Source organism: Frondihabitans sp. PhB161 (assembly GCF_003814635.1).
In the GTDB taxonomy this organism is placed as follows: domain Bacteria; phylum Actinomycetota; class Actinomycetes; order Actinomycetales; family Microbacteriaceae; genus Frondihabitans.
In genome coordinates, this window is record NZ_RKQW01000001.1 from 710,141 (window position 1) to 723,290 (window position 13,150).

The window sequence follows — 13,150 nt, forward strand, 5'->3', positions numbered from 1 at the left end:
GACCGACCGATCAGGGCAGGTAGTACGTCGGGTTCGGCAGCTTGACCGTGCGCTTGGCGTGCCCGCCGATCAAGTCGCTGAACTGGTCGCCGTAGTTCGCCACGACGGTGTACCCGCCACCGGCTGCCGACTCGACGTGAGCGCGGGTCTGCGACTTGTACTCGATGGTTGTGCACTTCGCCGCGGCGCACGTGATGTACGAGGGCTGCTGCGATGCACCCTTGCCGGTCCACTTCGTGTAGTAGTTCTCAGCCGTGAAACCGGAGTAGCCGACCTTGGCAAGGTTCGCCAGTGTCGCGGTCTTCTGGTCGTCGTTGCGACCCGTCAGACCGATCAGCGTGCAGCCCGCGGCCTTGGCGACGCCGGCCAGGGTCGTCATGCCCGGGGTGGCGGGGAACCGCTGGTCTTGCACCCACACGTCTTGCTCGGCGGGGTCGAACGTGAAGTGCATGTCGGCCACCTCCATGTCGTACGTCCAGAGCGTGGTGTCGTCGGCGTCGAGAACGATCGCGGGCTTCTGGCCCCTGGTGGAGGCGGCGTAGCACTGCGACGCGACGCGAGGGATCTCGCGCTTGAGGATCTTCTGCATCTCGCTGATGTAGGGCGACGAGGTCTTGTTCGACAGCCCGGTGCCCGTGTCGCCGTAGTAGGCGGCGATGGTCGACTTGACGCTGTCGATGTTGGGGATTCCCTCGCCCGACTGCGTCAGACCGGAGGAGCCGTCGGCCTTCATGACGAAGTGCGTCCGGGGCGCGAGACGCGGCTCTTTGACCCCGGGCAGGTCGGCCGACGGCAGGTAGTACGTCGGATTGGGGAGCTTGAGCACGCGGTCGGCGTAGCCGCCCTGCAGGTCAGACCACTGGTCGCCGACGTTCAGCGCGATGTCGTATCCCTGCTTCTCGATGTGCTTGCGCGTGAGCGCCTTGTACTCGACGGTCGTGCACTTGGCAGTTGCGCAGGTGACGTACGAGGGCTGCTGCGAGGTGCCCTTGCCGGTCCATTTCGTGTAGAAGTTCTTCGAGGTGAAAGCGGTGTACCCGACCTTCTTCAGGTTGCCGAGGGTCGCGGCCTTCTGATCGTCGTTGCGACCGGTGAGGCCGAAGATCGTGAAGCCCATCTTTTTCGCGGTCTCGACCATCGACACCATCGACGGGGTCGCGGGGAACCGCTGGTCTTGCACCCAGACGTCTTGCTCGGCGGGATCGAACGTGAAGTGCATGTCGGCCACCTCCATGTCGTAGGTCATCAAGGTGGTGTCGTCGGCGTCGAAGACGATCGCGGGCTTCTCGTGGTGGCGGATCGCCTTCTGGTAGATCGCCTTCAGGCTGCGCGTCTGCTTCGCCACGATGCTCGACATCTCGCTGATGTAGGGCGACGAGGTCTTCGAGGCGATGCCCGTGCCGGGGTCGCCGTAGTACTTCGCGATGGTCGACTTGACGCTGTCGATGTTGGGGATGCCCTCACCGCCCTGCGTGAGCCCGGACGACCCGTCGGCCGCCATCGTGAACTGGGTGCGCGGCGCGAGTGTCGAGCTACTGCTGCCGCCCCCGTGCCCACCTCTGACCGCGTGCGCGGGCGCCGCTGCTTGCGCGGGGCCAGCGCTGATCAGAGCTGCCCCCAGTGCCAACGCCGCGACCGCGACACCGGCTTTCAGTTGAAAAGTCGAGTGCAAAAACATGTCGTCCCCTTGCGTGACCACGACCCCCCTCATCGGGGGTCACAGATCACCCTAATCAGACGGTGCGGGGTCTGCAGACTTTATCCACAAGCCTTAACGAGCGCGTTACACGAGAGGCATGCCACACCCCTACAGCCGTCGGTACGACGTCTCGATCACGTAGTCCTTGCTCGGGCCGGACGCCGCCCAGCGCATCCGCCAGCCACTCGCGTAGCCGTCGAGCCGCCCCGAATAGAGGTCGGGCGCGCAGTCGTGCTCGAGTTCGGCACCCCAGCGCCAGTCGTGGAATCCACGGCCGTCCGCGAAATTCGTGGCCCAGGATCCCTCGGGGCCGCGTTCCAGCACACGCTCGGTCGAGATCGGAACCTCCCCGCCCGGCAGGCCCATCGTGCCCGATTCCACCCACACGATCCGGTCGGGGCCGGAACGGGAGAAGGTCGCGGTGCCGTGCACTGGGATCCTTCGGTCGTCTCTTCGGTCGTCGACCATTCGGGTGAAGTGCCAGGTGCCGAGCAGTTCGTCGGGGGTCACGCTATTTGCCGACCGCCGCCTGGCGCCGAGGCAGAATCGACGTCAGCGACACCTTGCGGGTGTACTCGATCGAGCCGTAGCGGAAGAGGCGCACCGCGACCTGCAGCACGATGAGACCGAGCACGAACTGCTCGACGACGACACCGATGGCCTCGGCCGGCGACAGCGACGAGAAGCCGTTGCGGAGCAGCGCGGTGACCGGTGCCGAGTACGGGAACCAGGTGAAGATCTGCACGATGAACGAGTGCGGGTCGGAGACGATGAGCGTGACCGCGTAGAACGGCACGAACATGAGGGCGATCATCACGCCGAAGATCTGGCCCGCGTCTTTCGCCGTCGGCATGATCGCACCGACCGCGACGAGGGTGCCGGTAAAGAGGATGAAGCCGCCGATCAGGAGCAGGGCGCCGATGACCATCTGGAACGGATCGATCTGCAGGTTCGAGAGGTCGAACGAGGGGATGTTCAGGGAGCTCCGGAAGAAGAGGAAGCCGATCACGATCGGCAGCGCGAACACGAGCATCTGCACGATGCCGACGACGAAGAGCGAGATCACCTTGCCGATGACGAGGGTCGTCGGGTTGAGCGTCGTCAGGATCATCTCGGTGACGCGGTTCTCTTTCTCCTCCAGCGTCGAGGTCAGCATCTGATTGCCGAGCAGCAGGATCACGACGTAGAACAGCGCCAGGAACAGCAGCGGCGGGATGACGCTGCCGATGCCGCCCGAGAGGTTCCCGGAGGAGTCGTAGGTGGTCGCCTCGACCGGCCCGGTGCCCTGGACGAGGCTCGACAGCTTCGCATCGCCGACCTTCGCCTCAGCGCTCGCGGTGAGGATGCGCGTCGCGACCGACGAGTACTTGCCGTTGTCGAAGATGCCCTTGTCGACGCCGTAGACCTTGGTGGCCTGCTTCGCGGGATCGGCCGGGTAGGCGAAGTAGGCGTCGACGTCGCCGCTCTTGACCGCGGCGATGGCGTCGGCGCCGGAGGCGGCCTCGGTGCCGCCGAGCGACTTCACGATCGCGGGGTCGATCACGCCGGAGGCATCGCTGTACGAGAAGCTGAACTTCTGGTCTTTCTGCGACGTGACGCTGTTGTCGGTCGACGTGTTGGCGGCGACGATCAGCGCGACCACGATGCCGATGATGACCGGCACGATGAGAGTGGCGATCCAGAACCGACGCTTGGTCAGCGTGCGGGTGATCTCGAACGAGACGACCGTCGAGAGGTTGTGGCGGGCCATCAGGCAGCCACCCCCGCGGTGGGCTGGGCCGGATCCTCGGCGGTATCAGGATCCGACGCGGTGTCGGCCTCGTCGCCATACACGCGAAGGAAGATGTCGTCGAGGCTCAGCTTCGACGTCTCGAAGCCGCGCACCGCGACGCCGGCCTCGACCAGGTCGCGCAGGATGGCCGCCTCGTCGGCGCCCTCGGTCACGGTGAGCTCGGCGTAGTTGCGCTCGCGGAGCGTCACCAGGTATTTCGACGACTCAGGGATGTCGCCCGAGTAGCGCAGGCGCACCATCGTGCCGCCGAACTGATCCTGCACCTCGGGGATGGTGCCGTACGCCTCGCTGCGTCCGTTCTTCAACAGGATCACTCGATCGCAGAGCCGCTCGACCTCCTCCATCTGGTGGGTGACCATGAGCACGGTGGCACCCTGCCGCTTCTGCTCTTCGATGATGTCCATCAGCAGACGCCGGTTGACCGGGTCGAACCCCTTCGTCGGCTCGTCGAGGATCAGCAGCTCGGGCTGATTCATGATCGTCACCCCGAGCTGCACCTTCTGCTGCTGGCCGCCCGACAGCTTGTCGAGCCGCGTCACAGCCTTGTCGGCGAGGCTCACCCGCTCGAGGTAGTTCAGCGACCACCGCTTCGACTCCGTCTTCGACAGGCCCTTGAGACGCCCGAAGTAGGTCATCACGTCGATCACCGACTCCTTCTTGTAGAGCCCGCGCTCCTCAGGCAGGTAGCCCAGCCGGGATCCCCGCTCAGGCGAGAACGGCCGACCGTCGATGTGCAGCGTGCCGCCGGTCGGCTGGTAGATGCCGAGCAGCGCCCGGATGGTCGTCGTCTTGCCCGACCCGTTCGATCCGAGAAAGCCGAAGGTCTCGCCGGCCTCGATGTCGAACGACAGATCGTCGATGACTGTCGTGCGGCCGAAGACCATTCGGAAGTTCTCGATGTGGACTATCGGTGAACTAGCTGCCTGCCCCATGCGACGACCCTAGCGAACAGTCTCGTTTGGCCGCAGGTCCGTTGTCGAAATCGAGGAGTCAGCGGGGCGTGATGGTCAAGCCGTTGTCCGACCCGATCGTGACCAGGTACTCCACCTGGAACGGCACGTCACGGCTGATCGGCACATCGCTGCCGTCGTACAGCGACTGCGTGTCGACCTCGAGGTGGGCGCGGCCGGTCGCGCGAGTCACGAGCCAGACCCCCGGCGTCGCTGTCGCTCGGAGCGCCACGGGCGGGTAGGTCGTCATGCTCCACCGAGGATCCGACGTGAGCCGATCGTCGACCTCCTCCCCGAATGGGCAGCCCGCCGGGAGCAGCACCCGCTGCGGAAGGCACGTGGTCTTCAGGTACTTGGTCACATCGACTTTGACTTTGCTGAGGAAGCTCGCCTTCGGCACCACCGACACGGTCGCTCGCGCGACAGTGCCCGGGCTGGCCGCCACGACGGTCGTCGTCTTGGCGGTGAGGTAGGTGCTGTCGTGCGTCAGCTCGAACACGGCGGGAGCCAGCACCGTGTAGCGAGTGGCCAGGTCGGCGCTCGCGGCGCGGATGTCGACGCCGTTGGCCTCGAAGCGCGGGTCGTGCAGCGGTGTGACCTCGACGGAGGCGGTCGGTGCCGTGGTGAACTTCCAGCCCGAGAAGAGGCCGCCGATCGTGCCGTCGCGTTCGACCGCGAAGGTGGCCCGGCGGATCTCGCTCTGGCCGTCCTGGCCGTCGTTGCTGTCTTTGCCGTCTTGTCCGCCCTTGTCGCGGCCGAGCCGGAACTCCGCCGCCACCCGGTGCACCCCGCCGGACACGACGTCGCGGGTCGTGTGGAAATCGCGGACTCGGCCCTCTTCGGGCACAGCGAGCAGATCGTCTTCGGCGCCCGGCTGGATCCCGGCGAGATGGAGAGCGCTGTTCGTGTCGCCGCGATCGAGGGCACCGAGGTAGCCCCGCACGAAGCCGGAGGCGCTGTAGACGGTCGCGTTGAGGATGACGACCGTTGCGATGAAGGCCATGACGACGAGAGCGAGAAGGCCGCCCCAGAAGAGGAGGGCGCGCTTCGTCGTCCCCCCAGGCGCCAGCATGTCCACATCCTAACTTCGCGCGGCCGTGCCCCTCGTGGGCGCCGGGTAGATTGGAGGTGTGAACGAAAGGGGTGACGCGTGAGTCCAGCCCCCGAGCTGTCGGCCGAGCAGGCCGCGGTCTACGACGCGATCGAGAACACCCGCGAGCACATCTTCGTGACCGGCCGGGCTGGCACCGGCAAATCGACGCTGCTCAACCACCTGTCGTGGAACACCTCCAAGCAGATCGTCATCTGCGCCCCGACCGGCGTCGCGGCGCTCAACGTCGGCGGCCAGACGATCCACTCGCTGTTCCGACTGCCGATCGGCCTCATCGCCGACCACGATATCGAGCAGAACGCCGAGCTGCGCAAACTGCTCAACACCATCGACACCCTGGTGATCGACGAGGTCTCGATGGTCAACGCCGACCTCCTCGACGCCATCGACCGGTCGCTCCGCCAGGCTCGACAGCGGCGTAACGAGGCCTTCGGTGGCGTGCAGGTGGTGCTCTTCGGCGACCCGTACCAGCTAGCGCCGGTGCCCGGCGATCCCGAAGAGCGCGCCTACTTCCGAGATCACTACCGCTCCATGTGGTTCTTCGACGCGCACGTCTGGGGCGACGCGTCGCTCCGCATCCTCGAGCTCGCGTTCATCCACCGGCAGAGCGACGCCGGATTCAAAGAGATGTTGAACGCCGTGCGTCACGGCCGTGTCACCGCCGAGATCGCCGGCGCACTCAACCAGGCCGGTGCCCGAGAGCTGCCCACCGACGGCGGTGCCATCACCCTCGCCACGCGCAACGACACTGTCGCGCGCATCAACAAGCTCGAGCTCTCGCGGCTCCCCGGCACCATCAAGACCGCCAAGGCCGACGTCACCGGCGACTTCGGCGGTCGCACGTTCCCGGCCGACGACGCCCTCGAACTCAAGCCCGGGGCGCAGGTCATGTTCCTCCGCAACGACTCCGACCAGCGCTGGGTCAACGGGTCGGTGGGTGTCGTCACCCGCATCCGCGACACCGTGTTCGTCGAGCTCGACGGCGAAGAGGTCGAGGTGCAGCCCGCGGTCTGGGAGAAGTACAAGTACAGCTACTCGGCCACGACGAAAGAGCTCAAGAAAGACATCGTCGCCGAGTTCCAGCAGTTTCCGCTGCGCCTGGCCTGGGCCGTGACGATCCACAAGTCGCAGGGCAAGACCTACGACCGAGCGATCGTCGACCTCGGATCGCGCGTCTTCAGCGCCGGGCAGACCTACGTGGCGCTCAGCCGCATCACCTCGCTCGACGGCCTCTACCTGTCGCGGCCCCTTCGGCCGGCCGACATCATCGTCGACCTCGACGTGCGGCGGTTCATGTCGCAGGCGACGAGGGTGCCGGCGATCCAGGCGGAGACGATAGCGAAGTCGTAGCGGCGCGGGGGCGGCCGGATCCTTGAGGTTTAATTTTGTGTGGTCCGGCCCGCTCTGCTCCAGCGGCGTGCGGTGCGGTGCGGTGCCGTGCGGTGCTTGCCGGGTGACGCTTCAGGCGGCGCGGACGGCCCGACCGTCGAGCTCGGCGAAGAGGCTCTCGGTGAGGTCGTGAGCGGTCTGCGCCTCGTCGATGACGAGCTGCTGCTCGTTCGCTGACCATCCGACATTGTCGAGCTGGCGGCGGTAGGTCGACTTGAACTCCTTCGGCTTGGCGATGTCGGCGAAGACGTAGAAGCCGATGCCGTTCGTGTCGAAGCCGAACTGTCGCTGCATGATCGAGCGGATGATCGCGCAGCCCGACAGATCGCCGAGATAGCGCGTGTAGTGGTGGGCGACGAAACCGCCGGTGCTCACGGCCGCAACCCGCTCGATTCGGTCGACGTACCGGAGAGTCGTTGGCATGGGCGCGATCTCGCTCTGCCAGCCCTCACCGAGCAGAAAGCGGAGGTCTTCGCGGATCGCCGGCAACCGGGTCAGCGCCGGCGACATGAACATCGCCGCGACCGGATCGGAACGCCTGGCCTCGGCCGCGCGCTCGAGTGCGCCGTAGACGAAGAAGTTCTGGGCGACCATCGCGATGTAGTCATCGCGGGTACGGCGGCCGGTGAGCAGATCAGACATGAAGCGCTCGGATGCCCCGGGGCCGGACGCTCCCACCCCGGACACGGGGCGCGTGCCTCGATCGCGCAGCGCCTGAGAGAACGGGATGGTCGACATGGGCCCTCCTCGGTCGGGGTTAGGTGACCCTAACCTTAGCCCGAGTGGACGTGTGGCACCAGACCTCAGAACAGAGCGTTTCAGGCCTTCGCGACAGCGGCGGACGGGGCCCGCAGAATCACCTTGTCGGCGCCGAGACCGGCAGCGAGAAGGGCAAGGCCGACGACCAGGTGGAGCAGGATCGTCGGGGTGTTCAGCGCGAAGATGTTGGCGCCCGTGTGAGCGATGCCGAAGCCGACCAGCGCGAAGACGACCAGGCCGAGGCCGAACAGGATGTTGAAGACCTTTGCCGGACGGACCCCGCCGAGACCCGCGAGGAGAAGGACTGCCCCGAGGAGTACGTGGATCAGGCTGAGGAAGCCGTTCGCGGCGAAGAGGCCGATCAGAACGCCGCCCTCCGCGGTAGCGAACGGGTACGGCGTCGCCAGGAAGAATCCGAACAGCCCGACCAGCAGGAGGACGATACCGAAGATCGTGCTGAGCAGGCGGTTGGGCGAGTGGATCATTGGTCCTCCAGAAAGCGGTGTGGGGAAAGCCTACTTGGCGGGGTCGGCGTCACGCGACGCCTCGGGTCGGCGTCACGCGACGCCCTCGCCGCGCGGGGTCTTGGCCCACTCACGGCGACGGGTTGTCATGTAGCCGACCATGACGGATCCTGCGATTGCCAGTAAGGCCGGCACCAGAATCGCCTGGCCCTGACCGGTGAACTCGACGACCAGAACGAGGGCGGTCAGAGGAGCCCGCATCGACCCGGCCAGGAAGGCGGCTGCCGCGACGAAGGCGAACGCCGAGATGCTCGAACCCGGCCAGAGCAGCAGCCAGAAGCCGCCCAGCCCGGCGCCGAGACCCGCGCCGAGAGCCAGCGACGGCGTGAGGGTGCCGCCGGCCGCGCCCGCGCCGATCGTGCTGATGGTCGAGATGAACTTGAGCGCGACGACCAGCAGGATCAGCAGCAGCGGAGCCGTGCCGGTGAATCCCAGCTGGCCGAGAGCCCGACCGTTGCCGAGGATCTCGGGGAACCAGATCGAGAGCACGCCGACCAGGGTGAAGATCACGGGCATGACAATGAGGATCAGCCAGTTCTTTGGGCGGATGGCTCCGGCCCACTTCGCCAGGACGACGAAACCCAGTGCGGCGAACCCCACCACCGGGCCCGCGATGATCGACCAGACGATGAGGCTCGGGCTGAGCTCGAGAGGCGGAACGGTATAGAGCGGCGCCGGACTCGTGACCAGGCGAGCGACCAGCGCCGCGATGGCCGACGTCGCGATCGCGGGGAGGACGGTCGCGATGCTGAGCTCGGCGAGGAGGATCTCGACGGCGAAGACGGCCCCGCCCAGCGGCACGTCGTAGACGGCGGCGAGGCCGGCTCCCGCGCCGCACGCCACCAGGATCTTCGCTTCGCGGGCCGTCACGCCCGTCTTGCGCGTGATCCACTGCGCCACCAGGGCGGCGAGCTCGCGCGGCGCCACCTCGCGACCGATGCTCGCACCCAATCCGACGATGACGATCTGCAGAGCGATGTTGCCGAGGCTCGACCACAGGGGCATCCGCTTGCCCTGCACGGCGTCTTCGACGCTGACCACCTTCGTGCCCCACTTGCGGAGGGCCCACCAGCCGAAACCGCCGATCGTGCCCGCGAGGAAGAGCGCGAACACCTTGAGCTCGCTGCTGGGCGTGGGCAGCTCGTCGAGGAACGAGCCCTCGCCGAAGCCGTAGGTCACGTGCTCCAGCAGGTGCAGCAGCCAGCTGACGACCATGCCGCTCAGGCCGCTGCCGATGCCGACGAGGACGGTGACGAGGGCCAGGCGGAGCAGCCAGCGCGAGGGGGAGGTCACCTGACGATGGTAGCGATGCGCGGGGGTGCGCTCCGCCGCGAGCGGCCGCGGCGGCTGGTGCCTGCGCTGGCGCCCGCACCTGCACTTGCACCCGCGCCGGCACCTGCACGCGCGCCCGCGCTGGCGCCCGGCGGCAATTCAGGCTTGGGGCGCCTCCGGCAAGGCAGGGCCCAGAGGCGCGGGCCTCTCCGAGGCGGCCGCGGCCCCGGGCCTGAATTGCCGACGCCGACGCGGGCACCACTCTCGCGGTGGTTCGAGGCCGCTATCTCGACGGCGAGCAGCACGCGCTCCCACCCGTGACGGACCATCCGGTAGCTGGCGCGGACGGCCGTCCGCCCCTCGATGATGATCTCGAGATCCTTGCAGCGATCCTTCTCGAACGAGTCTTGGTGGAACGACCGGCCATCCAATTCGAGGCCGACGACACCGTTGACCACGATGTCGATGGCCTTGTTCCGGTCGACGGGCACCTGGGTCTCGACGTCATGGCCGGCTCGGCGAAACCGAGTGCGGCTGATGCTCTCGATGATGCTCTGGCACTTCTCGTCGACCCAGTCGACGATTCCCTGCACGTCTCGCGGGAGCCCCTCGACCAGCGCAGGAATCTCGCCGATGCCGAGATGCTCGGTGTACAACGCCCAGTCGAGAACGGCGACTGCCTCCTCGAAGGGCAGCTCGAGAAGGGCCTCACGCAGGGCATCCCGCAGCCCCACGGAGTGGTTGGTGCCTCGCTCGGCGACCTCGGGGGGATCCCACACCACCCGAACCCGACTCGCCCGACGCAGGCGACTCGCGTTCTTCGGCACCGACACCGTAATGCGGGGCTCCTGCCACAGCCAGGCGCCCCACGATTGAAGAGCGGATGCACCGGTCAGGCGACCACCGACCTGCACCGCGATGAATCTCGGGTCGTGAGGGGGCCAGGTCGAGTACCAGCCGCGCCTCGGCCGTCGCACCTCACCCTTACGGACGGCCCAGGTGAGATGCCGATCGTGAGCGCCCTTCTCGACGAGTTGACGTTTGTGCAGGAGGCCGCCGTGCAAGTGGACGAGCCCGGAGATGGAAGTCATGCATCCACGGTGTGGGAACGGCGTCCTTCTGTGCCGCGGTGACGTTGATCTGGGGAGAACGGCGTCGAGGAAGGGCCCTGGGGAGGCGAGGATGAGGCCGCCCCGACGCGGCCCCGGCTGGGTGGCCCGTTGGCAAATCAGGCCATAAGCGCGCCGCTGCGGAGGCGGGCCCAGGCCTGCGGGGGTGTGAGAGCGGCACGCCGCATATGGCCTGATTTGCCGACGGCAGCGGTGAGGGCTGAGGTGCCGCGGGGCTGACAATGGGCGCGAGACGCGAGACGCGAGACGCGAGACGCGAGGGGCGAGGGCTGAGGTGCCGCGGGGCTGACAACGGACGCGAGGCGCGAGGCGCAGGGCGCGAGGTGCCGCGGGGCGGTGGCGGGGGCGGTGTGTCGCGGGGCCGACGAGACGAGGGGCCGCGAGGGGCGAGGGGGCGTGGCAGGGCCAAGGCCCACGGCGCGCGGTCCCCCGAAGTGCGGCTACCCGGCCCCCTCGCATAGTGCTGAGGTGAACTCACCAACTTGGCCCTTACACGATGCGGATCCCCATGCCACGCCTGATCGCCGCTCTCGTCACACTCGCGCTTCTCGCCGTGGCCTCTGCCACCCCGGCGAACGCCGCCACCAGCATCCAGACCGCGCCGAACACCGTCCTCTTCGCCGGAGGCCTCTACAACCAGGCCGACAGCGTGGCCGCGAAGCGTGCCGCCGAGCTCCGAGCGGCGGGCAACTCGGCCGATGCCGCATCGGCCGCCTACATCGCCCGGCGTCCCGTCGCCATCTGGCTGGGCGACTGGTACACCGGCGACAAATTGGCCGCGTACGTCCTGAAGAATGCACGGGCGGCCGATGCGGCAGGCAAGACGGCCGTCTTCGTCACCTACGCGATTCCCGGGCGCGACTGCGGCGGCTACTCCGCCGGAGGCCTCTCACCGAGCGCCTACGCCGAATGGAACACCACCATCGCCACCACTCTGAAGGGCCACCACGCCGTCGTGCTGATCGAGCCCGATTCGCTCGGGCACGCCACGACGTGTACCGCGGTCGGCGAGGAGCGCTTCGTCCAGCTCAAGTCGGCGGCGGAGCAGTTCGCGGCAAACGGCGTGCCGGCATACCTCGACGGCGGCAATTCGCGGTGGCTGGCTCCGAGCGTCATGGCGGGCCTGCTGACCAAGGCCGGAATCGCCTCCGCCCGCGGCTTCTACACAAACGTCGCCAATTACGTCGATGTCACGAGCGAGCGCGCCTACGCCGACCAGATCAGCGCGCTGACGGGCGATTCGCATTACGTCATCGACGTGTCGCGCAACGGCCGAGGCTACAGGGGCACGTGGTGCAACGCGCCGGGTGCGGGTCTCGGTCAGGACCCGCACGTGACCGCCGGATCCTCGAGTCTTGATGCCCTTCTCTGGGTCAAGACCCCAGGATCCAGCGACGGCACCTGCAACGGAGGCCCCGCGGCCGGCCAGTGGTTCGCGTCGTACGCCACCGCGTTGGTGACGCTCAAGAAGTAGGCGGTAGCGTGCGGCCATGGTCCGTATCGATCCTGTGAGTGAGGCCGTGCTGTTGTTAGGTGCGGGGCGCGCGATTCTGCTGCAGCTGGCGCGACCCGATGTCGGGCACGGTGTCGCTCGGCACAGCGACTTCGCGCGCAATCCGATGGGGCGGCTGCACGGCACGCTCATGTACGTGTATGCGGTGATGGCGGGTACTGAGGCCGACCGCGAGGCAGCCGCCGGGTTCGTCAGCCGCATGCACACGCCGGTGAAGGGGATGGATGAGGGTGTGGAGTACGACGCACGCGATCCGGAGGCGCAGTTGTGGGTTGCGGCGACGCTGTACGACACGGCGATGAGGATTCATGCGCGCGTGCTGGGGCAACTGCCCGAGGCGGAGGCCGATCGCCTCTACGAGCGCTACGCGGCACTCGGCACCGCGCTCGACGTACCGCCGGGCATGTGGCCGGAGAGTCGCGCGGCGTTTCGGCGCTATTGGGACGACTCCTGCGCGCGGCTCGAGGTCGACGGCACGGTGCGCGAGCAGGCTGAGGCACTGTGGCGGGCCAGCGAGGCGCCGTGGTGGGTGCGGCGGGTGATGCCGCTGGTGCGTTTCGTGACCGCGGGTCTTTTGCCGCCGAGGGTGCGGGCCGAGTTCGGGTTGCCGTGGTCGGCCCGGCGTGAGCGCCGGGCCGATCTGCTCTGGCGTGGTGTGGGGGTGGTGTATCCCAGGGTGCCGGCCGTGGTGCGGACGTGGCCTCAGCGGTACTACCTGGGTCGGCTGCGGGGGATCGTCGCTGCGGCGCAGGAGTCGCCGGGGGCTTAGGGGAGGGCATGCCGGGCTGGCGCCCGGGCCCGGGGACCTGTGCCTGGCACCCCGCGCCGCTCGAGCGCTCGGTCACGTCGGCAAATAAGGCCATAGCCGCGCCGGGTGGGCGGGCGGCTGGACGGGGCGCGGCGTGATCCCGACCGGGACGCCTATAGCCTGAATTCCCAAACCGGCGGAGCGGAGCAAGCCCGAGCGGCCCGGAGCGGAGCAAGCCCGAGCGGAGCGAAGCAGCCCGAGCA

12 protein-coding genes are annotated in these 13,150 nt (G+C 67.7%); 3 read left to right on the forward strand and 9 right to left on the reverse strand.

The genetic code is table 11. The features are described from left to right. Positions 1–10 precede the first annotated feature (10 nt). The 5 genes from EDF39_RS03495 to EDF39_RS03515 all read right to left on the reverse strand — a co-directional run bounded on the left by EDF39_RS03495 (position 11) and on the right by EDF39_RS03515 (position 5,513). Positions 11–1,678 (reverse strand): HAD family acid phosphatase, encoded by a 1,668-nt coding sequence (locus EDF39_RS03495; RefSeq protein ID WP_123940524.1) that lies wholly within the window; start codon positions 1,676–1,678, stop codon positions 11–13. 129 nt (positions 1,679–1,807) lie between these two features. After that, positions 1,808–2,209, reverse strand: a complete 402-nt coding sequence (locus EDF39_RS03500; RefSeq protein ID WP_123940526.1) for a DUF6314 family protein — start codon at positions 2,207–2,209, stop codon at positions 1,808–1,810. A gap of 1 nt (position 2,210) precedes the next feature. Beyond that, a complete protein-coding gene (locus EDF39_RS03505) occupies positions 2,211–3,449 on the reverse strand; it encodes an ABC transporter permease (RefSeq protein ID WP_123940528.1) in 1,239 nt (412 codons plus the stop codon). After that, positions 3,449–4,423: an ABC transporter ATP-binding protein gene (locus EDF39_RS03510; RefSeq protein WP_233572947.1), complete on the reverse strand. Its 975-nt coding sequence runs from the start codon at positions 4,421–4,423 to the stop codon at positions 3,449–3,451. The genes EDF39_RS03505 and EDF39_RS03510 overlap by 1 nt, the downstream gene beginning before the upstream one ends. A gap of 58 nt (positions 4,424–4,481) precedes the next feature. Continuing rightward, positions 4,482–5,513, reverse strand: a complete 1,032-nt coding sequence (locus EDF39_RS03515) for a hypothetical protein (protein WP_123940530.1) — start codon at positions 5,511–5,513, stop codon at positions 4,482–4,484. A gap of 78 nt (positions 5,514–5,591) precedes the next feature. Here EDF39_RS03515 and EDF39_RS03520 point away from each other — a divergent pair, with 78 nt between their 5' ends. Next, on the forward strand, positions 5,592–6,902 hold the full coding sequence (locus tag EDF39_RS03520; protein WP_123940532.1) for an ATP-dependent RecD-like DNA helicase: 1,311 nt from the start codon (positions 5,592–5,594) through the stop codon (positions 6,900–6,902). A 111-nt stretch (positions 6,903–7,013) separates the two neighbouring features. Here EDF39_RS03520 and EDF39_RS03525 read toward each other — a convergent pair whose 3' ends face one another. The 4 genes from EDF39_RS03525 to EDF39_RS03540 form a co-directional block, all read right to left on the reverse strand. After that, positions 7,014–7,679: a heme oxygenase (biliverdin-producing) gene (locus EDF39_RS03525; protein ID WP_123940534.1), complete on the reverse strand. Its 666-nt coding sequence runs from the start codon at positions 7,677–7,679 to the stop codon at positions 7,014–7,016. Positions 7,680–7,759: 80 nt separating this feature from the next. Continuing rightward, entirely contained in the window at positions 7,760–8,185 is a 426-nt protein-coding gene (locus EDF39_RS03530) for a DUF4383 domain-containing protein (protein WP_055961421.1), read from the reverse strand. A gap of 72 nt (positions 8,186–8,257) precedes the next feature. Beyond that, positions 8,258–9,517, reverse strand: coding sequence for a chloride channel protein (locus tag EDF39_RS03535; RefSeq protein ID WP_055961418.1), 1,260 nt, complete (start codon positions 9,515–9,517; stop codon positions 8,258–8,260). Next, entirely contained in the window at positions 9,514–10,587 is a 1,074-nt protein-coding gene (locus tag EDF39_RS03540) for a type IV toxin-antitoxin system AbiEi family antitoxin domain-containing protein (protein WP_123940536.1), read from the reverse strand. Before EDF39_RS03540 ends, EDF39_RS03535 begins: the two co-directional genes overlap by 4 nt. Positions 10,588–11,134: 547 nt before the next feature. On the opposite strand from EDF39_RS03540, the gene EDF39_RS03545 reads away from it, so the two are divergent. Together EDF39_RS03545 and EDF39_RS03550 are read left to right on the forward strand one after the other, a co-directional pair. Further along, complete coding sequence (locus tag EDF39_RS03545) at positions 11,135–12,100, forward strand: glycoside hydrolase family 6 protein (protein WP_233572948.1); 966 nt, start codon at positions 11,135–11,137, stop codon at positions 12,098–12,100. Positions 12,101–12,116: 16 nt separating this feature from the next. After that, entirely contained in the window at positions 12,117–12,908 is a 792-nt protein-coding gene (locus EDF39_RS03550) for an oxygenase MpaB family protein (protein WP_123940540.1), read from the forward strand. The last annotated feature ends 242 nt before the right edge of the window (positions 12,909–13,150 follow it).